Source organism: Aeromicrobium sp. Root472D3 (assembly GCF_001426485.1).
Lineage (GTDB): Bacteria > Actinomycetota > Actinomycetes > Propionibacteriales > Nocardioidaceae > Aeromicrobium.
This window is the reverse complement of record NZ_LMET01000002.1, coordinates 429,651-452,485: the sequence shown is the minus strand read 5'-3', so window position 1 is coordinate 452,485 and position 22,835 is coordinate 429,651. Positions and strand designations below refer to the sequence as shown.

The 22,835-nt window shown below is 72.9% G+C and carries 18 protein-coding genes and 1 pseudogene; 7 read left to right on the top strand and 12 right to left on the bottom strand.

Annotated elements, in window-relative coordinates:
• The 4 genes from ASD10_RS18510 to ASD10_RS16955 all read right to left on the bottom strand — a co-directional run.
• On the bottom strand, window positions 1–609 hold a 609-nt coding region (locus tag ASD10_RS18510), incomplete at its 3' end, for an electron transfer flavoprotein subunit beta/FixA family protein (protein ID WP_235502112.1).
• Window positions 610–883: 274 nt separating this feature from the next.
• Window positions 884–1,054: a hypothetical protein gene (locus ASD10_RS18945; RefSeq protein WP_157432712.1), complete on the bottom strand. Its 171-nt coding sequence runs from the start codon at window positions 1,052–1,054 to the stop codon at window positions 884–886.
• Window positions 1,055–1,142: 88 nt separating this feature from the next.
• On the bottom strand, window positions 1,143–2,060 hold the full coding sequence (locus ASD10_RS16960) for a hypothetical protein (RefSeq protein WP_056611677.1): 918 nt from the start codon (window positions 2,058–2,060) through the stop codon (window positions 1,143–1,145).
• A 49-nt stretch (window positions 2,061–2,109) separates the two neighbouring features.
• Entirely contained in the window at window positions 2,110–4,677 is a 2,568-nt protein-coding gene (locus ASD10_RS16955) for a hypothetical protein (RefSeq protein ID WP_157432711.1), read from the bottom strand.
• A gap of 330 nt (window positions 4,678–5,007) precedes the next feature.
• Between ASD10_RS16955 and ASD10_RS16950 the strand changes: the two genes are divergently transcribed.
• Genes ASD10_RS16950 through ASD10_RS16935 form a run of 4 tightly spaced genes read left to right on the top strand, consistent with a single transcriptional unit; the run spans window position 5,008 to window position 8,778 of the window.
• The gene (locus ASD10_RS16950) at window positions 5,008–6,264 is read left to right on the top strand and encodes a glycosyltransferase family 4 protein (protein WP_056611672.1); all 1,257 of its coding nucleotides are present in this window, start codon (window positions 5,008–5,010) and stop codon (window positions 6,262–6,264) included.
• Between the two features lie 31 nt (window positions 6,265–6,295).
• Complete coding sequence (locus tag ASD10_RS16945) at window positions 6,296–7,009, top strand: bifunctional 2-polyprenyl-6-hydroxyphenol methylase/3-demethylubiquinol 3-O-methyltransferase UbiG (protein ID WP_056611669.1); 714 nt, start codon at window positions 6,296–6,298, stop codon at window positions 7,007–7,009.
• Window positions 7,010–8,065 (top strand): prenyltransferase, encoded by a 1,056-nt coding sequence (locus ASD10_RS16940; protein ID WP_056611665.1) that lies wholly within the window; start codon window positions 7,010–7,012, stop codon window positions 8,063–8,065.
• Window positions 8,053–8,778 (top strand): class I SAM-dependent methyltransferase, encoded by a 726-nt coding sequence (locus tag ASD10_RS16935; protein ID WP_235502101.1) that lies wholly within the window; start codon window positions 8,053–8,055, stop codon window positions 8,776–8,778. The genes ASD10_RS16940 and ASD10_RS16935 overlap by 13 nt, the downstream gene beginning before the upstream one ends.
• 103 nt (window positions 8,779–8,881) lie before the next feature.
• Here the strand turns inward: ASD10_RS16935 and glgB are convergent, their stop codons facing one another.
• The 7 genes from glgB to ASD10_RS16900 all read right to left on the bottom strand — a co-directional run bounded on the left by glgB (window position 8,882) and on the right by ASD10_RS16900 (window position 19,660).
• On the bottom strand, window positions 8,882–10,780 hold the full coding sequence (gene glgB / locus ASD10_RS16930) for a 1,4-alpha-glucan branching protein GlgB (RefSeq protein ID WP_082556364.1): 1,899 nt from the start codon (window positions 10,778–10,780) through the stop codon (window positions 8,882–8,884).
• Window positions 10,777–12,189 (bottom strand): hypothetical protein, encoded by a 1,413-nt coding sequence (locus ASD10_RS16925; RefSeq protein ID WP_056611662.1) that lies wholly within the window; start codon window positions 12,187–12,189, stop codon window positions 10,777–10,779. Before ASD10_RS16925 ends, glgB begins: the two co-directional genes overlap by 4 nt.
• A gap of 79 nt (window positions 12,190–12,268) precedes the next feature.
• On the bottom strand, window positions 12,269–14,113 hold the full coding sequence (gene treS / locus ASD10_RS16920) for a maltose alpha-D-glucosyltransferase (RefSeq protein WP_056611659.1): 1,845 nt from the start codon (window positions 14,111–14,113) through the stop codon (window positions 12,269–12,271).
• Window positions 14,110–16,086, bottom strand: coding sequence for an alpha-1,4-glucan--maltose-1-phosphate maltosyltransferase (locus ASD10_RS16915; protein ID WP_056611656.1), 1,977 nt, complete (start codon window positions 16,084–16,086; stop codon window positions 14,110–14,112). The genes treS and ASD10_RS16915 overlap by 4 nt, the downstream gene beginning before the upstream one ends.
• An 89-nt stretch (window positions 16,087–16,175) precedes the next feature.
• Complete coding sequence (locus ASD10_RS16910) at window positions 16,176–16,856, bottom strand: alpha/beta hydrolase (RefSeq protein WP_200938346.1); 681 nt, start codon at window positions 16,854–16,856, stop codon at window positions 16,176–16,178.
• Window positions 16,857–16,896: 40 nt separating this feature from the next.
• Entirely contained in the window at window positions 16,897–19,020 is a 2,124-nt protein-coding gene (glgX, locus tag ASD10_RS16905) for a glycogen debranching protein GlgX (RefSeq protein ID WP_056611653.1), read from the bottom strand.
• A gap of 55 nt (window positions 19,021–19,075) precedes the next feature.
• Window positions 19,076–19,660, bottom strand: coding sequence for a hypothetical protein (locus ASD10_RS16900; protein WP_082556363.1), 585 nt, complete (start codon window positions 19,658–19,660; stop codon window positions 19,076–19,078).
• A gap of 211 nt (window positions 19,661–19,871) precedes the next feature.
• On the opposite strand from ASD10_RS16900, the pseudogene ASD10_RS19420 reads away from it, so the two are divergent.
• Window positions 19,872–20,072 (top strand): annotated as a pseudogene (locus ASD10_RS19420) (PhzF family phenazine biosynthesis isomerase); the annotation flags it as partial.
• A gap of 1 nt (window position 20,073) precedes the next feature.
• A partial coding sequence (locus ASD10_RS16895) for a PhzF family phenazine biosynthesis protein (RefSeq protein ID WP_235502100.1) occupies window positions 20,074–20,637 on the top strand: 564 nt, incomplete at its 5' end.
• Window positions 20,638–20,667: 30 nt separating this feature from the next.
• Here ASD10_RS16895 and ndk read toward each other — a convergent pair.
• Complete coding sequence (gene ndk / locus ASD10_RS16890) at window positions 20,668–21,075, bottom strand: nucleoside-diphosphate kinase (RefSeq protein WP_056611650.1); 408 nt, start codon at window positions 21,073–21,075, stop codon at window positions 20,668–20,670.
• 37 nt (window positions 21,076–21,112) lie between these two features.
• Here ndk and ASD10_RS16885 point away from each other — a divergent pair, with 37 nt between their 5' ends.
• On the top strand, window positions 21,113–22,777 hold the full coding sequence (locus ASD10_RS16885) for a glycoside hydrolase family 13 protein (protein WP_056611645.1): 1,665 nt from the start codon (window positions 21,113–21,115) through the stop codon (window positions 22,775–22,777).
• Window positions 22,778–22,835: the final 58 nt, after the last annotated feature.

Here is a 22,835-nt window from a genome sequence, read left to right as displayed (position 1 = left end):
CTCGACGAGCTTGGTGCCGCCGTCTCCCTCGTCGGTGACGATCTCGCCGGCCGTGCGCGGCGGGCGGGGCTCGTACGACTCGACCTTGGTCCAGGCGTTGTCGAGACCGACCTTGCTCGCGTCGAGGCCCAGGTCGGCCAGCGACCACTCCTCGACCGGCTTCTTCTTGGCCGCCATGATGCCCTTGAACGACGGGTAGCGGGCCTCGCCGGTCTGGTCGGTGACCGAGACGACGAGCTTGCCCGTGCCCACGATCTCCTGCGTCGCGACGTCGCCGTCGCGGCGGATCGTGACGGTGTCGCCGTCGACCGTGATCTCGGAGGCGAACGTGACGGCGGGCAGGCCGAGGCGCTCGGCGACCAGCGTCGGGACGACGCCCAGGCCGGCGTCGGTCGACGCCATGCCGAAGAACAGCAGGTCGTAGTCGCCGACCTTCTCGATAGCCTTGGCGAGGATCTCGGACGTCGCGAAGGCGTCGGACCCGTGGATCGCGTCGTCCTGGACGTGGATGCCGGCGTGCGCGCCCATCTGCAGGGCCTTGCGCACCGCGTCGGCCGCCTGCTCGGGACCGACGGTCAGGACGGTGACCTCACCGTCACCGGCCTCGATGGTCTGCAGCGCCTGCTCGACCGCGTACTCGTCGAGCTCGGACAGCAGACCGTCGNGTCGGCCGTGGCGTCCGGGACATACTTCACAGCGACAACGATTTTGGTCACGAGGACCCTCCTGCGCATCAGGGGCACGACGACCAGACGGCCGTCGCGTCAGTCAGTGGACTGGTGGGCACCGCGGGCCCGCCGCGAGGCGGGTGAGGCGACCCTTCTTCACCTGAATGTTACCCACTCGTAGTAATGAGGGCGACAGGTGTGTGACATGCGGTAGATCACATCGGTCGGCCGCCACCCACGCGCGGCTGCCGGCGGCGGTCGAGCACGACGTCGACCATCGAGCCGTCGTCGAGCGAGGCCGCGCGGCGGGTGCTGATGAGCAGGGCGGCGGCGACGGACAGCACGAAGGCCGCGACGACCGCCGTCGCGACGAGGGAGAGGAGCATGTGGGGGTTCCGTTCGTTGGTGTCACGCGCCGTGACACCAGTGAAGAACCTCGCGCACCCCGATCATGACGCGATCGCGCCGACCGTCTCAGTCCTCGACCGTCGACCGGAGCAGCGACTGCGCGACCACGCCGACCACGAGGTACGCGATCGCGCCGGCTCCCCAGGCCACCAGCGCCTCCTTCATGGCGGCGTTCTCGCCAGAGAACGAGACGGCGCCGCGCAGCGGGCCGACGAGGGCGTCGCAGATGCCCGACACGGTGTCGTAGACCGAGCCGTCGGTCGAGTCGAGCGCCACGAGCAGCGCTCCGAACGCCAGCACGACCGAGCACACGAGCCCGACCGCGCCAAGAAGGCCGGCCAGCGCCACGACGAGGCGTCGCCTGCCGCGCCCGTCGCCGCGGGGACGCAGCCGCCGCGACAACGGCACCGCGGGCTCGCGGGGAGCCTCGACGATGCCGTCGTCGGGCGTGGCGGGGATGGTGACGGCGACAGGTGCCGGGGCAGGCGTTGGACGGTCGTCCGCGGGCGCCAGCTCGGGAGCGGGCGTGGTCGCCCCGGCGCTCGCGCCGGTCGACGCACGGTCCGCCGGCAGCAGGTCGTCGTCGTCCTCGACGTGGAGGGCCTGCTCGACCCGCTCGTCGTCGCCGGCGGGCAGCTCGGGCTCGGGTTCCGGCTCCGGCTCCGGCTCCGGCTCCGGCTCCGGCGAGGGAACGACCACCTCGTCGAGGTGCGGCGCGACCTCGGGCGACTCCTGGGCCGCGGTCTCGTCGTCGACGCGCTCCGCGGCGGCCGCCAGCGCCGCGTCGCGCCGCGCCGATGCGGCGGCCTCGACCGCCGCCGCCCTGGCCTCGGCCCGTCGCTGCCGGGCCTCGAGCTTGGCCGCACGCCGCGACTCGCGCGCCCGTCGTCGCTCGTCGGCCCGGTCGGTCGCGGCCTGGTCGACGACCCGCCCGCGGTCGGACGGCTCGGGCAGCGGCGCGTGCTCGGACGCGTCGACCGCCACGCGGTGCGGCAGCGCGGTGATCGTCGCGGTGCCGGGGCGCGGGCTCAGCTCATCGGCGTCGGACGACTCTTTTTTTGATCTTGGGGGCGAGTGCCCCGGACTCGTCGCTCACCTCTTCGGGCGTGCGGTCGTCGCCGTCGTGCTGGGCGGGCGCCTCGTCGACGTACTCGTCCACGAGCGGCTGCGGGGCCGAGAGAGGCGTCGCGGCCGACGAGTGGTTCGCCATCACGATGTGCGCCTGGGCGACCCGCTCGGCCTCGGCCTCGGCGGCCGCGACCCACTCGAGGGCCGTGCGCTCGGCCTCCTGCAGCTTCTCCTCGGCCGCGGACCGCGCCGCGGCCACCGCCTGGCTGAGCCGCTCCTGGGCGTCGCGCTTGGACTGCAGCGTGACCCTCTCGGCCTCGGCCTCGGCGGCCGCGACGCGCTGGCGCGCGTCCTGCTCGGCCTTCTCGGCGACGCGTCGGGCCTCTTCCTGGGCGGCCTCGACGCGGGCCGCGGCATCGCGCTCGGCCTCGGCGATCTTGCGCTCGGCGTCGAGGCGCGCGGCCTCGACGTCGGTCGCCAGCTTGCGCTCGGCCTCGTCGCGGGCGGCGGCGGCGAGCCGGTTGGACTCCGCCGCGTCCGCTGCGACCCGCTCGGCGTCGGCCTCGGCGGACCGGATCTTCTCGGCCGCGTACCGCTCGGCCTCGGCCAGCTTGGCCGCGGCGTCGGCGCGCTCGGCCTCGGCTTCGCGCGCCAGTGCTGCGGCCTCCTCGGTCGCGCGGTCGACGCGCGCCTTGGCCTCGTCGCGCTCGCGGGCGAGCTGGGCGGTGGCCTCCTCGTGCCGCTGGGCGGCCTCGGCGGCCAGTCGGTCGGCCTGCACCTTGGCGGCGGTGAGCTTCTCCTCGGCGGCGCGCTCGGCGTCGGCGACCCGCACCGCGATCGCGACCCGCTCGGCCGCGGTCTCCTGCGCGTACTTCTCGGCCTCGCCCTTCGCGGCGGCGACGTGGCTGGCAGCCGACTCCTCGGCGTCCCTGATCGTCGCCTCGGCCTGTCGCCTGACCTCGGCGAGGCGGGCATCGGCCTCCTCGCGCTCGCGCGCCAGCCGCGCGATGGCGGCCTCGCGCTCGGAGGCCGCCTGTGCCGCGACCTTGCCGGCCTCGGCACGCGCCTCCTCGACACGGCGCTGGGCGTCCTGCTCGGCGAGCTCGAGCCGGCGCTGGGCGGCCTCCTCGGCGGCCTTCTCGGACTCGGCCAGGCGACGCTCGGCGGTGATCTTGGCCTCGGCCTCGGCCTGCTCGGCGAGTCGGCGCGCCTCGGCCTCGGCCTGCTCGATGCGCTGCTGCGCCTCGGCCTCGGCCTTCGCCTTGGCCTCGGCGACCCGGGCGTCGGCCTCGCGCTGGAGCTGGGCGATCTTGGCGGCGGCGGCCTCGCGCTCGCGGGCGATCTCGGCCGCGACGCGGTCGGCCTCCTGCTGCGCGGCGCTGACGCGCTCGGCGGCGGCCTGCTCGGCGGCCTTGAGCTTGGCGGCGGTGACCTCGCGCTGCGCGGCCTCGTCGGCGGTCAGCCGGGCCGAGACCTCGGCGCGCTCACGGGCGGCCTCCTCCATCAGGCGCGCGGCCTCGGCGCGTGCCGCGGCGACGCGCTGCTGCGCCGCGGCGCTGGCGGCCGCGAGCTTCTCGGCGAACGTCACGGGAGCCGGGTCGGCGGGCGCGGCGGGACGGGAGGCCTCGACCGCGACGGGCTCGGGCTCCGGCTCCGGCTCGCGCTCCTTCTCGGCAACCGGCTCCGGCTCGGGCTCGGGCTCCGCCTGCACGACGGGCTCGGGCTCCGGCTCGGGCGTCTCGTCCACGACCTGCTCGGGCTCGGGCTCGGACTCCGGCTCCTCGTCGATGATCGTCTCGACGACGCGCTCCTCGACGACGACCGGCTCGGCCTCCTGCTGCTCCTCGGCCGGCTCGTCGACGACGGCGGCGTCGGACGGCTCGTCCTCGACGGGGCTCTCGGCAATGGGCTGCTGGGCCGTGGGCTGCTCGGCGGTCTCGGCCGACAGCTGCGCCGCGGTGGGCGCACTGCCCAGACGCCCGAAGACGGACGTCTCGCGGGCGGGGGGCTCGGTGCGTCCCTCGTCGGCGGAGGTCGCGGGCGAGGACCCGACCGCGTCGAACGTGCGGGTCGACACGACCGTCTCGTCGGAGCGGGGCTGCTCGGCAGGGCGGGGCTGCTCGGCCGGCCCCGACGCGGACGTCGACGCGGACGCGCCGCGCGCCGCGGCCAGCCGCTGGGCCAGGGTCTGCTCGGCGGGGGGCTGGGGGGACGCGTCGGCGTCACGGCTCGACGTCGGGGCGGCGGTCGGCGCCGATGCGGCGGACGGGGTGGCGTCGGTGGCCTGCGCGGTGTCGGCCTCGGCGGCCCGGCCCGGCTGGCGCCTCGACGAGGCGAAGCTCTTGGCGGCGGCCCGCTCGGCCCGGCGCTTCTCGGCGGCGGCCTGGCGCGCGGCCCGTGCCGCGGCGCGGCGTGCCCGCGGGCTGTCGTCGGCGGCGGCCGCCTCGCGCCCCGCGTCGGCGCCGTCGCGACGTGACGACTGGGTGTCGGACGTGGCCGGAGTCGACGACTCGCCGTTCTCCTGGTCGATCATCTCGGCGGCTACCTGCAGAGGATCTGCACGCCGACGGTCGACCGGCTGGTGGGACTGTGAGTCGGTCATGACTCCCTTTCATCTACCGCTGATGGCACGTCGTGGATCAGTATGCCCCATGTGTTACTCCCGTCACATGGGAATCGAGCCGCGTCGATCGACGGGACGGCACGGGGCCGCGACGTCGTCACGGCGGCTCGAAGGCCTCAACGAGCGGACCGCCCGAAGGTCCCGCACGAGCTGCGGACCGTCGACGACACGGCCGACGCGGCGACGACGGCGGCCACCCGGCATGATGGACCTCTACCCATCAGTAACCGAGGAGGTCGGGTGCGGATAGCGCTGCTGTCATACCGGACGAAGGAGCACTGCGGTGGTCAGGGCGTCTACGTCCGGCACCTCAGTCGCGGGCTCGCCGAGCTCGGCCACGAGGTCGAGGTCTTCTCCGGCCAGCCGTACCCCGAGGACCTCGACCCCCGGGTCAGGCTCACGAAGGTCCCGAGCATGGACTTCTTCCGCGAGCCCGACCCGTTCCGCACGCCGCGCCCCGGCGAGTTCCGCAGCGCGACCGACGTGCTCGAGTACGCGCTGACGCTGACCGGGTGCTTCGCCGAGCCGCTGACGTTCACGCTGCGGGCCGCGAAGATCCTCAAGCACCGCGCCGCCGAGTTCGACGTCGTCCACGACAACCAGAGCCTCGGCTACGGGCTGCTCGCGATCATGCGCCGCGGCATGCCGGTCGCGGCGACCGTGCACCACCCCATCACGCGCGACCGGAAGGTCGAGCTGGCCGAGGCCCGGGGCCTGCGCAAGCGGCTGTCGGTGTCGCGGTGGTACGGCTTCGTCCCGATGCAGGCCCGCGTCGCCCGGCGCATCCCGGTCGTGCTGGCCGTGGCCGGCACGTCGGCCGCCGACTCCGTGGCCGACTTCGACCTCGACGCCCGGCAGATGCGGGTCGTCCCCCTCGGCGTCGACACCGATGTCTTCGCCCCGCGCGAGAACCGCGTGCCCGGCCGCATCGTCGCGATCGCGAGCGCCGACAAGCCGCTCAAGGGCGTCGTCCACCTGCTCGAGGCGATCGCCAAGGTGCGCACCGAGCACGACGTCCACCTCGAGCTCGTCTCGCACCTCGAGCCCGGCGGCGCGACCGAGCGGCGCATCGCCGAGCTCGGGATCGCCGATGCCGTGCACGTCGCGAACGGCATCTCCGACGACGACCTCGGCGAGCTGCTGGCCTCGGCCGAGATCATGTGCGTGCCGTCGCTCTACGAGGGCTTCTCGCTGCCGACGGTCGAGGCGATGTCGTGCGGCACGCCGGTCGTCGCGACCCGCGCGGGGGCCCTGCCCGAGGTCGTCGGCGTCGACGACGACGGAGCCAGCGAGTGCGCCGTGCTGGTCGAGCCGGGCGACGCCGAGGCGCTCGCCGCGGCGATCCGCACCCTCGTCGAGTCGCCCGAGACGCGCGAGCGGCTCGGTGCGGCCGGACGCCGCCGGGCGCTCGAGCGCTACAGCTGGACGGCGGTCGCCGAGAAGACCGTCGAGGCCTACGCCGAGGCCGTCGCCGCCGCGCGGGCCAGCCACTCCTGACCACCGCCACCCCAGACACGAGGACGCCCCCATGCTGACCGTTGACTTCGACCGCCTGCGGGTCGGCCGACGCACCCGCTTCATCGACGTCGGTGCCGGAGCCGGCCGCCACTCCTACGAGGCCCTGCGCCGCGGCGCCGACGTGACGGCGTTCGACATGGACGAGGTCGAGCTCAAGGGCGTCGACGACATGTTCGGCGCGATGTCGGAGGTCGGCGAGGTGCCGCCCGGTGGAGCGGCCCGAGTCACGGTCGGCACGATCCTCGACATGCCCTACGCCGACGGTGAGTTCGACGTCGTGCTGGCCTCGGAGATCCTCGAGCACGTGCCCGAGATCGAGCAGGCCGTCGCCGAGCTCGTGCGCATCACGGCCCCCGGCGGCACCCTGGCCGTCACGGTCCCGCGGTGGCTGCCCGAGCGCATCTGCTGGGCGCTGTCGGACGAGTACCACGCCAACGAGGGCGGGCACATCCGGATCTTCAAGGCCGACGAGCTGCAGGCCATGGTCGAGGCGCACGGTCTGACCACGACGCACCGCCACCACGCGCACGCGCTGCACTCCCCCTACTGGTGGATCAAGTGCGCCGTCGGCGTCGACCGCGACCAGCACCCCCTCGTGCGCGCCTACCACCGCCTGCTGGTGTGGGACATGATGAAGGCCCCGGCGGCGACGCGTCTGGCCGAGCGGGCGCTCGACCCCGTCATCGGCAAGAGCGTCGCGCTCTACTTCACCAAGCCGTTCTGAATGCCGCACCCGCTCCCCCACGTCGCGGGCGTCCTGACCACCGCGCAGGTCGCGCAGACGGCTGACGCGATCGCCCGGACACAGCTCGCGTCCGGCGCGATCCCGTGGTTCGAGGGCGGTCACACCGATCCGTGGGACCACGTGCAGGCGGCGATGGGGCTCAGCGCCGCGGGCCGTCTGGACGAGGCGGCCCGCGCGTACGAGTGGTCGCGGTCGGCCCAGCGCGACGACGGCTCGTGGGCGATCCGCTACGACGGCGAGGTCGTCACCGACGCGCACGTCGACTCCAACTTCTGCGCGTACGTCGCGACCGGCGTCTGGCACCACTGGCTCGTGACGGGCGACCGGACGTTCGCCGAGACGATGTGGCCCGTCGTCGAGCGGGGACTCGACGCCGCCCTGACGATGCAGCGCGACGACGGTGCGGTCGTGTGGGCGTCCGCCGACGGCCGGCTGGTCTCCGAGGCGCTCGTGACGGGCAACGCCAGCATCCACCTGAGCCTGCGCTGCGGTGTCGCGCTGGCCGAGCTCGTGGGGGCGGGCCGCCCCGACTGGGAGCTCGCGGCCGCGCGGCTGCGTCACGCGCTCGACGAGCACCCCGGGCTGTTCGTCGGGAAGCCGCACTCGATGGACTGGTACTACCCGGTGCTGGGCGGCGCGATGTCCGCGGACGCGGCCGGTGCACGCCTGGACGAGCGGTGGGACGACTACGTCGTGCCGGGGCGCGGCGTGCGCTGCGTGACGCCGAACAACTGGGTCACGGGCGCCGAGACGTGCGAGCTCGTGCTGGCCCTCGACGTCGTCGGGCGCGCCGACGACGCCGTGGCCCTGCTGTCCGACATGCAGCACCTGCGCGACCCGGACGGCTCCTACTGGACCGGCCTGGTCTACGAGGACGACGTCCGGTGGCCCGTCGAGCGCACGACCTGGACCGCCGCCACCGTCGTGCTCGCCGCCGACGCGCTGTCGCGCACGACCCCGGGCAGCGGGCTGTTCCGCGGCACCGGCCTGCCCCTGCTCCGCGACTGGAAGGTCGAGACCCCGTGCCCCCTGTGACCCCCTCCCCCCAGGCACCCGACGACCGCGCGGACGGTGAGGAGGCGTCCGCCGCCCCGGCTCCCGTGACGCTGCCCGACGAGCTGGTCGCGCTGGTCGAGGCGACCAAGGGGTTCATGCCCGCGGACGAGGGGCTGGCCCTGCACGCCGCCGCGGTCGGGCACCTGCGCGAGGGCGGGGTCGCGCTCGAGATCGGCACGTACTGCGGCAAGTCGACGATCTACCTCGCCCACGCGGCGTCCGTGACGGGCTCGACCGTCGTGACGATCGACCACCACCGCGGCTCGGAGGAGCAGCAGCCCGGCTGGGAGTACCACGACGAGTCCCTCGTCGACCCGCACCTGGGCCTGATGGACACCCTGCCGTTCGCCCGGCGGGCGATCGCCGACTCGGGCCTCGAGGACGTCGTGGTCGCGATGGTGGGTCGCTCGTCGGCCGTCTCGCGGTGGTGGCAGACGCCGCTCGACCTGGTCTTCGTCGACGGCGGCCACACCGACGAGGCGGCGCAGGCCGACTTCCGGGGCTGGGCGCCACACGTGCGGCTCGGTGGCGTCCTGGTGATCCACGACGTCTTCCCCGACCCGGCCGACGGCGGCCAGGCGCCCTACCGCATCTACCGCCAGGCCCTCGACGGTGGCGAGTTCGTCGAGCGGTCGGTCACGGGCTCGTTGCGCGTGCTGCAGCGCGTCGTGCTGTCGGCCCACCACCACTAGGGGCGCGCGGGCTACGCCCGCAGGCGACTCCGTCGCCTCCACGCTTCGCGTGGGCGCCAGCCTCGCTGCGCTCGGCCCATGGTGGGGGCCGAGCACAGCCGGATCAGGTGGTCGGGGTCAGCCAGAGGACGCCGCTCGGGGGCAGCTGCAGCACGGCCGAGTGCTCGAAGCCGTGCAGCGGGACGTCCTCGGCCTCGACCGCGCCGAGGTTGCCGACGCCCGAGCCGCCGTAGACCTCGGCATCGGTGTTGAGCACCTCGCGCCACGTGCCCCCTGACGGCAGGCCGATGCGGTAGTCGTGGTGCGGCTCCCCCGCGAAGCTCGCGACGCACGCGACCTGCGAGCCGTCCGACCCCGTGCGCACGAAGGCGATGACGTTGCCCGCGGTGTCGCTGGCGTCGATCCACCGGAACCCCTCGGGACGGTCGTCGATCGTCCACAGCGCGGGCGCCGAGCGGTAGAACGCGTTGAGGTCGGTCACGAGGTGCAGGATGCCCAGGTGCAGCGGGTCGTCGAGCTGGCCCCAGTCGAGCGAGCGCGACTCGGCCCACTCCGACTCCTGGCCGAACTCGCCGCCCATGAACAGCATCTGCTTGCCCGGGTGGGCCCACATGAACGCCAGCAGCCCGCGGACGCCGGCCGCCTTGTTCCACGCGTCGCCCGGCATGCGGCCCCACAGGGAGCCCTTGCCGTGCACGACCTCGTCGTGCGACAGCGGGAGCACGAAGTTCTCGGTGAACGCGTAGTCGATCGAGAACGTCATCTCGCCGTGGTGGTACGAGCGGTGGATGGGGTCGTGCCCGAGGTACGACAGCGTGTCGTGCATCCAGCCCATGTTCCACTTGAAGCCGAAGCCGAGCCCCCCGCCGTCGGTCGGACGGCTGACGCCGGGCCACGCGGTCGACTCCTCGGCGATCATCATGACGTCGGGGTGGTGCTTGTAGACCGTCGCGTTGAGCTCCTGCAGCAGCTGGACGGCCTCGAGGTTCTCGCGACCGCCGTGCTGGTTCGGCACCCACTCGCCCTCGTTGCGCGAGTAGTCGAGGTAGAGCATCGACGCGACCGCGTCGACGCGCAGGCCGTCGAGGTGGAACTCCTCGAACCAGTACAGCGCGTTGGCGACGAGGAAGTTGCGCACCTCGCGGCGTCCGAAGTCGAAGACGTACGTGCCCCAGTCGGGCTGCTCGCCGCGGCGCGGGTCGGGGTGCTCGTAGAGCGGGGTGCCGTCGAAGCGGGCCAGCGCGAACTCGTCCTTCGGGAAGTGCGCGGGCACCCAGTCGACGATGACGCCGATGCCGCGCTGGTGCAGCTGGTCGACGAACCAGCGGAAGTCGTCGGGCGACCCGAACCGCGACGTCGGCGCGTAGTAGGACGTCACCTGGTAGCCCCACGACCCGCCGAACGGGTGCTCGGCGACCGGCATCAGCTCGACGTGCGTGAAGCCCGTCTCGGTCAGGTAGTCGCCGAGCTCGTCGGCCAGCTCGCGGTAGTCGAGGCCAGGACGCCACGACCCGAGGTGCACCTCGTAGATGCTCATGGGCGAGGCGAGCGGCGTGCGGGACGCGCGGTCGGCGATCCACGCGTCGTCGGCCCACCGGTGCGTCGCGGTCGTGACGACCGAGGCCGTCGCGGGCGGCACCTCGGTGCCGAACGCCATCGGGTCGGCCTTCTCGTGCCACGCGCCGTCGGGTCCCTCGATGCGGAACTTGTAGGCCGTGCCGGCGCCGACGCCCGGGACGAACAGGTCCCACACGCCGGCGCCGATCGGACGCATCGCGTGGTCGCCCCCGCCCCAGAAGTTGAAGTCGCCGATGACCTGCACCGCGCGGGCGTGGGGTGCCCACACCGCGAACGACGTGCCGTCGACCGCGGTGCCGTCGGCGTCGTCGAGGGTGCGGACGTGCGCGCCGAGGACGTCCCAGAGCCGCTCGTGGCGCCCCTCGCCGATCAGGTGGAGGTCGAGCTCGCCGATGCTGGCCGGCCAGTCGTGCTGCGTGGTCATGAGGGTCCTTCGGTCATGAGGCGCTCGATCGACGCGAGGGGCACCGAGAGCCAGTCGGGACGGTTGGCGTGCTCGTACGCGACCTCGTACACGGCCTTGTCGAGCTCGAGCGCGCGCAGCAGGACGGCGGCGTCGCGCGGGTCGGTGCCCGCGACCTCGGCGTAGCCGTCGCAGAACGCGTCGCGGTTGCGTCGCGCCCAGCGCATCGCGACGTCCGCGAGCACGGGGTCGTCGGGCCCGCCGACCAGCAGCTGCTGCGCCGCGTAGTCGAACGAGCGCAGCATGCCGGCGACGTCGCGCAGCGCCGACCGCAGCCGTGAGCGCTCGGCCACCGAGGCGGCGGGCTCGCCCTCGAAGTCGAGGATCAGCCAGCCGCTCAGCGTGCGCAGCACCTGGCCGAGGTGCAGGTCGCCGTGGATGGACTGCATCTGCACGGGCACCTCGTGGTGCCGCATCGCGTCGAACGCGGAGCGCAGCCCGGGGACGTGCGGGGCGAGCTCGGGGACGTCGTCCGCGACGCGGTCGAGCCGCTCGAGCATGACCGTCACGGTGCGCTCGAGCTCGGCGGCGTCGGCGTCCTCCGTGCCGAGGGCCGCCCGCAGGTCGGCGTGGACGTCGGCGACGGCGCGACCCAGCCGCGAGGCCTCGCCGGCGAAGTCGCCGCCGAGGTCCTCGGGCGAGACCGAGGGATCGGCCATCAGGTCGCGCACGCTGGTGCTCGCCATGACCCAGCCGTCGACGGCGTCGGGCATGAACCGCTGCAGCATGCCGATCGTCGTGGGCTCGCCGTCGAGCGTGCCGCTGATCGACCCGAGCGGCTCGGCGATGTGCTGCGAGCCGACCTCGCGCAGGGCGCGGTGCAGGCGCAGGTCCTTGTTCAGGCCCGGCGACAGCTTGCGGAACAGCTTGAGGATGTACTGCGACCCGTACACCAGCGAGGTGTTGCTCTGCTCGGTCGTGATGGGGTGGGCGCGCAGGCCCGCCGTCAGCTCGGCACCGGGCTCGGTCTCGAACAGCAGGCCGTCGACCAGGGCGCCGTCGACCATCCGGTCGAGCAGCGCGGCCGTGAGGTCGGCGTCGCCGGACGCCTCGTAGTACGTCGCGCCGTCGACCTCGCCGATCGTCGCGGACGCCGCCACGTCGGGCACCTCAGCGCGGCGGCTGCCGACCAGCAGCTGGTACGGCTCGAGACGGCCGTCCTGCTCGACCTCGACGACGAGGTGCAGCAGCAGGGGGTCGCCCTCCGTGACGGTCGTGCAGCTCAGCGCGCGCACGGCCGTGATGTCGCGGTCCTTGCCCGCGAACCACCGCTGCGTCGGCAGCCACTCGGGCAGCAGCGCCGCGAGCGCGTCCGCCACCCCGTCGTGCGTCCCGCCGCCGGTCTCGGTGGTGTCCAGGGGTCCGCTCATGCCGTCACCTCCGTGAGAAGAGCATGGTACGGAGGCGACGGCACGAGCCTCTGCCTCATCATCACTCGCTGGCGCTCGCTCATACCTTGCTCCTCCGCTCGCCCTCGTCGCCGCGCTCCGACAGCTGGAACCAGTAGAAGCCGTGGCCCGGCAGCGTCAGCAGGTACGGCAGCTCGCCGATCCGGGGGAACCGGACGTTGCCGGTCAGCTCGGCCGGCGTGAATCCCTCGTACGTCCCGAGCTCGAGCTCGACGGGCTGCGGGAACCTCGACAGGTTGTTGACGCACAGGACGACGTCGAGCTCGCCGTCCGGACGCTCCCAGCGCCGCAGGTAGGCCAGCACGCTGGGGTTGGAGCCGCCCAGGTCGATGAACTCGCCCTCGGCGAACGCGCTGTGCTGCTTGCGGATCGCGATCATGCGGCGCGTCCAGTTCAGCAGCGACGCGGCGTTGTCCTGCTGCGCCTCGACGTTGATCGCCTCGTAGCCGTACGTCGGGTCCATGATCGGCGGCAGGTAGACCCGGCCCGGGTCGGAGCGCGAGAAGCCCGCGTTGCGGTCGGGCGACCACTGCATCGGCGTGCGGACCGCGTCGCGGTCGCCCAGCCAGATGTTGTCGCCCATGCCGATCTCGTCGCCGTAGTACAGGACGGGCGAGCCGGGCAGGCTCAGCAGCATCGCGGTGAACAGCTCGAGCTGGTTGCGGTCGTTGTCGAGCAGCGGCGCGAGCCGGCGACGGATGCCGATGTTGGCCTTCATGCGCGGGTCCTTGGCGTACTCCGCGTACATGTAGTCGCGCTCCTCGTCCGAGACCATCTCGAGCGTCAGCTCGTCGTGGTTGCGCAGGAAGATGCCCCACTGCGTGCCGGACGGGATCTCGGGCGTCTGCTGCAGGATCTCCGAGATCGGGAAGCGCGACTCGCGGCGCACCGCCATGAAGATGCGCGGCATCAGCGGGAAGTGGAACGCCATGTGGCACTCGTCGCCACCGACCGCCGGGTCGCCGAAGTACTCCACGACGTCGGCGGGCCACTGGTTGGCCTCGGCCAGCAGGATGCGACCGGGGTACTCGCGGTCGATCGTCGCGCGCACCTCGCGCAGGTACTCGTGCGTGCGCGGGAGGTTCTCGCCGTTGGTGCCCTCCTCCTCGAACAGGTAGGGCACGGCGTCGAGCCGGAACCCGTCGATGCCGAGGTCGAGCCAGAAGCGCAGGACGTCGATCATCGCCTCGCGGACCTCGGCGTTCTCGAAGTTCAGGTCGGGCTGGTGGCTGAAGAACCGGTGCCAGAAGAACTGGCCCCGCACGGGGTCGTAGGTCCAGTTCGACGTCTCGGTGTCGACGAAGATGATGCGCGCGTCGGAGTACTTCGAGTCGTCGTCGCTCCACACGTAGTAGTCGCCGTACGGGCCCTCGGGGTCGTTGCGCGACTGCTGGAACCACGGGTGCGCGTCGGACGTGTGGTTGAGGACGAGGTCGGTGATGACGCGGATGTCGCGCTTGTGCGCCTCCTCGAGCAGGAAGACGAAGTCGTCGACCGTGCCGAACTCGGGCAGCACCGCGCGGAAGTCGCTGATGTCGTAGCCGCCGTCGCGCAGGGGCGAGGCGTAGAACGGCGGCAGCCACAGGCAGTCGACGCCGAGCCACTGCAGGTAGTCGAGCTTGCCCGCCAGACCGCGCAGGTCGCCCGTGCCGTCGCCGTTGGAGTCGGCGAAGGCCCGCACGAGCACCTCGTAGAAGACCGCGTGCTTGAACCAGTCGGGCCGGGCGGCGGCCTGGTGGGCGTGCTCGAAGTCGTCCGAGTTCGGCTGGACGAGCGTGCCGTCCTCCTCGACGCCCTCACCCGTGTGCGGGATGTCGTCGAGCCCGTCGAGGGCCGCGTCGGGGGCGGGCGCGTCGTGCGCCTCGGTGGTCAGGTCGTCGGTCATGTGAGCTCTCTCTCGGGCTGCTCAGGCTTGCGCTGAAGGGTGATGATGTGGGCGACGGCACGGTGCGGGTCGAGTCGCACGTAGTTCTCGGCCCCCCACTCGTACGTCTCGCCGGTGACCTCGTCGTGGGCGACCAGGCGGTCGTCCCAGCGCAGGCCGAGGGCCGGCAGGTCGAGGTGGATCGTGCCCTCGCGCGCCTCGTGCGGGTCGAGCGAGACAATGACCAGCACCGTGTCGCCCGTTGCAGGGTCCTGCTTGGAGTAGGCGACCAGGGCGTCGTGGTCGACGTCGTGGACGTGCAGGGTGCGCATCTGCTGCAGGGCCGGATGGGCCCGCCGGATCTCGTTGAGGCGCGTCAGCCACGGCTCGAGCGAGCGTCCCTCGGCCAGCGCGGTGGCCCAGTCGCGGGGCCTGAGCTCGAACTTCTCCGAGCGCAGGTACTCCTCGCTGCCGGGCTTCTGCGGCTCGTGCTCGAACAGCTCGAAGCCGGAGTACACGCCCCACGTCGGCGACAGCGTCGACGCGAGCGCGGCACGGATCGCGAACATCGCGGGCCCGCCGACCTGCAGGTGCTCGGGCAGGATGTCGGGGGTGTTGACGAACAGGTTGGCCCGCGACTCGTCCCAGCGGTCGCGGATCTCCTCGGCGAACTCGACGATCTCGGCCTTCGTGGTGCGCCACGTGAAGTAGGTGTAGCTCTGCGTGAAGCCCGCGCGCCCCAGCCCGTAAAGGCGGGCAGGCCGGGTGAACGCCTCGGCGAGGAACAGCACGTCGGGATGGGTCTGCTTGACCGTCGCGATGAGCCACGCCCAGAAGCTCGTCGGCTTGGTGTGCGGGTTGTCGACGCGGAAGATGCGCACGCCCCGCTCGACCCAGACCATCGTGATGCGCAGCATCTCGGCGAACGCCGCGTCGGGATCGTTGTCGAAGTTCAGCGGGTAGATGTCCTGGTACTTCTTGGGCGGGTTCTCGGCGTACGCGATCGTGCCGTCGGGCAGGACCGTGAAGAACTCGGGGTGCTCGGCCGCCCACGGGTGGTCGGGGGCAGCCTGCAGCGCGAGGTCGAGCGCGACCTCGAGACCGAGCTTCGTGGCGCGGCGCACGAGGGCGTCGAAGTCCTTGAAGGTGCCGAGATCGGGGTGGACGGCGTCGTGCCCGCCCTCGGCCGCGCCGATGGCCCACGGCGACCCGACGTCGTCGGGCGTCGGCGTCAGCGTGTTGTCCCTGCCCTTGCGGTTGAGCCGCCCGATGGGGTGGATCGGCGGGAAGTACACGACGTCGAAGCCCATCTGCGCGACGCGGTCGAGCGCCTTCGCGGTGGTCTTGAACGTGCCGTGGCGGGGAACGCCGTTCTTGTCGACGCCGCCGGTCGACCGCGGGAACAGCTCGTACCAGGAGCCGAAGGCGGCGCGACCGCGGTCGACCGTCAGCGTGTGCGGCACGCCCTGGGTCAGCAGCTCGCGGACGGGCTCGTCGTGCATCGCCGCCTGTACGACGTCGCCCAGCGCCGGGGCGAGACGCTCGTCGAGCGGCAGGGTCGCGTCGCGCAGGGCCGCGGCGGCATCGCGCAGCGACGCGGCGTGCCCGGCCCGCAGGTCGAGGAGGCGCGCACCGATCTCGAGGTCGTTCGCGAGCTCGGCGGCGCTCTGGCCGGCGGCCTGCTTGACCGACGCGGCGTGCGTCCACGTGGCCCACGGATCGCCCCAGGCGTCGACGCGGAACGTCCAGGTGCCGGGTGCGTCGGGCACGATCGTCGTCGCGAAGCGGTCGAGGCCGGTGCCGACCTCGGTCATGCGGGACGTGCGCTCGGCACCGTCGGGCCCCCACCAGACGACGGTGGCGGCGACGGCGTCGTGCCCCTCGCGCCAGACCGTCGCCGTGACCGGGACGTGCTCGCCCGCCACGGCCTTGGCGGGGTCGCGTCCGCCTGCCACCTCGGGGGTGACGTCGTCGATGCCCAGACGGCCAGTCATGCACGCTCCTGTGTGGTCGGTCCTGTCGTGCTCTTGGAAGTCCGGTACCCAGCCTTCCATGCCTCGCTCGTGATGCAACAACCCACCGATCAGATCTCGATCGGGGACTCCCCCGCCAGCGCCTGCGCCACGACACCGCGGGGCGTGCGGTCGTCGAGCAGGGTCGCCGCGGCGAAGTCGGCGGCGAGCCGCTCGAACTCGCGGCCCCGCCGCAGCATCGCGTGCTTGCCGCCGGCGACGCGGACGTACGAGACGTCGGCGGAGCGGGCGAGGCGCCGGGCCGCGTCGGCGGAGCGGTCGGCGGGCGCGATGCGGTCGTCGGTGCCGTGCACGACCAGCACCCGCCGGCCGTGCAGGTCGATGTCGCCGTCGGTCGGGTAGACCCACGGGTTGAGCGCCACGACGCTGCGCACCTCGGGGCGGTCGGCGGCCAGGATCGCGGCCCGCCCTCCGAGCGAGTGGCCCACGAGCCCGACCGGCAGGTCGGACCCGAATCCGTGGCGCAGCTGGTCGATCGCCCAGTGGACGTCGTCGACCGGCGTGTGGCGGGTGTCCCAGCCCCTCGTCGAGTTGAGCAGGCGGTAGACCGCGAGGCGGCGCCGGTCGGCCTTCGCGACGCGCTGCGCGATCGGGATCATGCGCAGCACCGAGAGCTGCGTCGGGCTGACGCGCGGGTCGTCCCGACGGCTCGCCCCGCCGTGCAGGACGAGGACGACGGCCTCGGCGCGGCGGGGCTCGGCGACGGCGATGAGACGTGGGCTGTTGGTCACGGGCGCTCCTGTACCCGCCCACGCCCGGTCTCACACTGTGTCATCGCTCTCGCGGGGCCTCCAGCAGCAGCAGCGACCGCCCTGCGAGCGTCACGACGGCACCCGCCGGCAGCGGCTCGTCGGACCGTGGTGCGCCGTCGGACGTGGTGGTGTCGAGCACCGGCTCGAACGTCGTCCCGAACTCGGCGCCGGGCAGCGTCACCTCGACCGGCTCGGCGCCGGCGTGCATCAGCAGCAGCCAGGAGTGATCGGCCTGCAGCTCGCCCTCGCGGGTGCGCGACTGGCTGTTGGAGCCGTCGATCCACATGCCGAGCGTGCGGCACTCGTCGGCGGCCCACGCCTCCTCGTCCATCTCCTGGCCGTCGGGCCTCAGCCAGATCAGGTCGGGACGACCGGTCGGCGTGGTGCGCCCGTCGAAGAACTCGGGCTGGCGCAGCGCGGGGCTGTTGGCCCGCAGGAAGACGACCCGCCGGGCGAACGCCAGCATCTGCTCGGACTCCGGCGACTCGTCCCAGTCGACCCACGACGTCGGGTCGTCGAGGCAGTAGGCGTTGTTGTTGCCGTGCTGGGTGCGCCAGCGCTCGTCGCCCGCGACGAACATCGGGGTGCCGGTCGACAGCAGCAGCGTCGCGAACAGGTTGCGGGCCTGGCGGGCCCGCAGCGCCGTCACGTCGGCGTCGCCGGTCTCGCCCTCGACGCCGTGGTTCCACGAGCGGTTGTCGTTGGTGCCGTCGCGGTTGTCCTCGCCGTTGGCCTCGTTGTGCTTCTCGTCGTACGACACGAGGTCGCGCAGCGTGAACCCGTCGTGGGCGTTGACGAAGTTGATCGACTGCCACGGACGGCGCAGCGTGTGGTCGTAGAGGTCGGACGAGCCCGAGAGCCGGTACGCCAGGTCGTCGACACCGGTCGCGCCGCGCCAGAAGTCGCGGACGGTGTCGCGGTAGACGCCGTTCCACTCGGCCCACTGGGCGGCGAAGAAGCCGACCTTGTAGCCCTCGCCCGTCGCGTCCCAGGGCTCGGCGACGAGCTTGCATCGCGAGAGGACCGGATCGGTCGTGATCGCGGTCAGCAGCGCCGAGTCGGCGTCGAACGCGCCGCCGCGCGGACGTCCCATGGTGCTGGCGAGGTCGAACCGGAAGCCGTCGACGCCGAGCTCGGTCGTCCAGTACCGCAGCGAGTCGGTGACCAGGCGGATGACGGTCGGCGAGCTCGCCTCGAGCGTGTTGCCGCAGCCCGTGATGTCGGCCATGTGGCCGTCGTCGTCGTGCAGGTAGTAGGCCGTGGCCTCGTAGCCGCGGAAGCTCAGGGTCGGCCCGTCGGGACCGCCCTCGCACGTGTGGTTGTAGACGACGTCGACGATGACCTCGATGTTGGCGGCGTGCAGCGCCGCGACCATCGTGCGGAACTCCTCGACCTCGCGGCCCGGCTCGCTGGCGTATCCCGCGTGGGGGGCGAAGTAGCCGAGCGGCGAGTAGCCCCAGTAGTTGTGGCGCCCGTCGCGCACCAGCGACGGCTCGTCGCTGAACGCCTGCACCGGCAGGAGCTCGACGGCCGTGACGCCGAGACGCACGAGGTAGTCGATGACGGCCGGGTGTGCCAGACCGAGGTAGGTGCCGCGCAACGCCTCGGGCACGTCGGGGTGCTGCGCCGTGAACCCCTTGACGTGCAGCTCGTAGACCACGGTCTCCTCGAACGGGATCTCGGGCTTGACGCCGGTGTCGGGCCCGCCGGGGCTCGTCACCACGCTGAGCGGCACGCTGCCGAGCGAGTCGACCGAGCTCGGCGGGCCGTCCGGGTCGTCGGCGTACCCGAGGGCGGCGTCGAGATCGGTCGTCGTGCCGCTGATGCGGCGCGCGTACGGGTCGACCAGGATCTTGTGCGGATTGCACCGCAGCCCCGTCGCGGGGTCGTACGGACCGTGGACGCGGAAGCCGTACTTCTGGCCGGGCGTGACACCCGGGACCAGTCCGTGCCAGACGCCGAACGTCCGCTCGGTCAGCTCGATGCGCCGCTCGGCGCCCTCGTCGTCGACGAGGCACAGCTCGACCCGCTCGGCGACACGGCTCGCGACGGCGAACCGGACGCCGCCCGCCTCGGGGTGGGCACCCAGCGGGAACGGGCGGCCGGCGAGCACCTGGGCGTCGGGCGTGGGGTGGGTGGCCATGGGGTCCAGTGTCGCAGGCCCCCGTGGCACCCGGCCCCGCCCGGCCGCGGGTCGATCAGTGCGCGGTGGCCTTCGCGAGGGTCTTGGCAGCCTTCTTCTTGGCCTTCTTGGTCGACTTCTTCAGCGCCTTCCTCTGCTTCTTCGAGACCAGGCCGTCGGAGGAGTTCTTGCGCTCGAGGCGAGCGGCCTTGCGCTCGGCGCGGGCCGTCTTGCGCTCGGCCTTGCGCACCTTGTGGCTGTCGCCGCTGCCGTCGATCACGAGGCTGCTGCCGATGCCGAGCAGCCAGATGTCCTTGGCGATCGCGGTGCCCTGCTGCGTCGGGCGGATGCCGTCGCGCATGCCGGGCGTCTTGGCGTACAGGCCGAGCAGGCCGCCCGAGAACGCGACGAGACCGGCGCCGGCCTTGGTCGACGAGACGCCGGGCAACAGCAGCGCCGCGCCGAGGGCGATCTCGCCGGCGGCGAGGGCCTTGACGAAGACGGGCGGCTCGACCTTCTGGACCGCGGGGTACGTGCCGGCGGCGAAGCCGTGCAGCTGCTGCGCGGTCTCGGCGTCGGCCGACCACTTCGACAGGCCGGAGTTGAGGATGAAGGACCCGGCGGTCAGACGCAGCGGGACGTGGGACAGGCGGAACGACATGGGACCTCCAGGTAAGTGACGGTGCGAGCTCGTCCCCCACCGTACGGGGCACGCCCCGACCCCGCGCGTCAGGCCGTGACGGGGAACTTCGCGGTCACCGTGTCTGTCGAGGTGACGCGACCATGCCTGAGACATCAGGGTTGCTGGGACGACCCCGACGTCTCAGGATCGTGCGTCCCGATCCCCCGATGTGCGTCGATAGGGTCGGGGCATGCGGTTCACCCAGGTCGACGTGTTCACCGACGAGCTCATGTACGGCAACCCCGTCGCCGTGGTGCACGACGCCGACGGGCTCGGTGACGAGCAGATGGCCGCGTTCGCGCGCTGGACCAACCTGTCGGAGACCACGTTCCTGCTCGCCCCGACCGATCCCGCCGCCGACTACCGGCTGCGCATCTTCACGACGGGTGGCNGGGGGGGAGCCACAGAGGCCCGGACAGCTGGTGCAGGAGTGCGGTGCCGGTCTGGTGCGGGTGCGCGAGGACGGCTCGCGGCTCGCCTTCGCGGCTCCCCCGCTGCGCCGCGGCGGACCGGTCGACGAGGCGGACGTGCGGCAGGTCGCCGACGCGCTCGGCATCGAGCGTGCCGACGTCATCGGCGCGCAGTGGGCCGACAACGGCCCGGGATGGATCGCCCTGCTGCTGCGCAGCGCCGACGCCGTCCTCGCGATCGAGCCCCGCGGCTTCGGCGAGCTCGACAAGGTCGGCGTCGTCGGACCCCACGCCGCCGGCGGGCCCGCCGACGTCGAGGTGCGCGCCTTCTACCCGGGCTCGCCCGGCGAGGACCCCGTCACCGGCAGCCTCAACGCCGCGATCGGCCAGTGGCTGATCGGATCGGGCCTGGCCACCGACTCCTACGTCGCGGCACAGGGCACGCGGCTCGGGCGGCGCGGGCGCGTGCACGTCGAGCGGGTCGACGACGACGTCTGGGTCGGCGGCGACACCGTCGTGGGTGTCAGCGGCACCGTCGCGCTGTAGTCGTCCGGACCGGCCGGACGACGACGCGCGTCAGAGGTGCGGGAACCAGAGCGCGATCTCGCGCGCCGACGACTCCTCGGAGTCGGACGCGTGCACGAGGTTCTCGCGGTTGGACAGCGACAGGTCGCCGCGGATCGTGCCGGGGGCCGCGGCGCGGCCGTCGGTCACGCCGTTGAGCAGGCGGACGACCGAGATCGCCTCGTCGCCCTCGAGCACCAGCGCCACGAGCGGGCCGGACGTCGCGAAGTCGCGCAGCGGCGGGTACCACGGCTGCTCGACGTGCTCGGCGTAGTGGGCGTCGGCCTGGGCCGCGTCGATCGTGCGCTGCTCGAGCGCCACGAGGGTCAGTCCCTTCGACTCGAAGCGCGACAGGATCTGGCCGACGAGTCCCCGACGCACTGCGTCGGGCTTGATCAGGACGAGGGTACGTTGCGACATGTTCAGTAACGTAGCGTGCGACCGGGAGGACCCGACCATGACCATCACGCCCTGGTGGCGCGACGCCGTGATCTACCAGATCTACCCCCGGTCGTGGGCCGACTCCGACGGCGACGGGATCGGCGACCTGCCCGGCATCACGGCACGCCTCCCGCACCTGGCCGAGCTGGGCGTCGACGCCGTGTGGCTGTCCCCCTTCTACACGTCGCCGCAGAACGACGCGGGCTACGACGTCGCCGACTACCGCGACGTCGACCCCGTCTTCGGCACGCTCGACGACTTCGACGCGCTCGTCGCGCGGGCCCACGAGCTCGGCCTGCGGGTCGTCGTCGACATCGTCCCCAACCACACCTCGAGCGAGCACCCGTGGTTCCGGTCAGCCCTCGCGGCGGCCCCGGGCAGCCCCGAGCGCGCCCGCTATTTGTTCCGCGACGGCCTCGGCGAGTCCGGCGAGCTGCCGCCCAACAACTGGCCCAGCAAGTTCGGCGGACGCGCGTGGACCCGCGTCACCGAGCCCGGCGGCCGACCCGGCCAGTGGTACCTGCACATGTTCGACACCAGCCAGCCCGACCTCGACTGGACGAACCCCGAGGTGCGCGACGAGATGCAGGGCGTCCTGCGCTTCTGGCTCGACCGCGACGTCGACGGCTTCCGCATCGACGTCGCGCACGGGATGGTCAAGGCCGACGGCCTGCCCGACGCCGACGTGGACGACGACGACTCCGTCAGCCCGACGTCCAGGCTGCCCATGTGGGACCAGCCGGGCGTCCACGAGATCTACCGCGACTGGCGGCGCATCGCCGACTCGTACGCGCGGGAGGGAGAGGACGCCGACCGCATCCTGTGCGCCGAGGCGTGGGTGCTGCCGGGCGAGGCGCTGGCGCGCTACGTCCGCCCCGACGAGCTGCACCAGTCGTTCAACTTCGAGTACCTCATGACGCCGTGGCTCGCGGCCGACCAGCGCGAGACCATCACGCACTCGCTCGAGCAGGTCGCCGCGGTCGGGGCTCCGCAGACGTGGGTGCTGTCGAACCACGACGTCGTCCGCCACGCCTCGCGGCTGGGGTACCCGCAGCAGCCGGGCCTGCAGAAGATCGCCGGCATCGGGCCGGACGACCCGCAGCCCGATGCGGTGGTCGGCCTGCGACGCGCCCGGGCCGCGACGGCCGTGATGCTCGCCCTGCCGGGCTCGGCCTACCTCTTCCAGGGCGAGGAGCTCGGTCTGCCCGAGGCCACGCACCTGCCCGACGACTCGCGGCAGGACCCCACGTTCGCGCGCACCGGCGGCGCGTCGAAGGGGCGCGACGGGTGCCGGGTGCCCGTCGCGTGGGAGGGCGGCGACCCGTCGTACGGCTTCGGCCCCGGCGCGCAGTCGTGGCTCCCCCAGCCCGCCGAGTACGGCGCGCTCGCCGCCGACCGCCAGCGCGGTGTCGTCGGCTCGACCCTCGACGTCTACACGACGCTGCTGCGCCTGCGTCGCGAGCGTCGTCTCGGTCGCGGCGAGCTCACGTGGCTCGACGGCCACCCCGACGACGTCCTGGCCTTCACGGTCACGTCCGACGAGGGGGCCGTCACGGTGCTCGCCAACCTCGGCGCGACGCCGGTCGAGCTGCCCGAGGACGCCGTCATCCTGGCCACGAGCAGCGACATCGAGCCCGTGCGCCTGCTGGGTGCCGACGAGGCGGTCTGGCTCGACGCCTGACCCGATGTTGCGGCCGTCCGGGCGCGCGGATAGGTTCGTCAGCACCCTGTGACCCGTG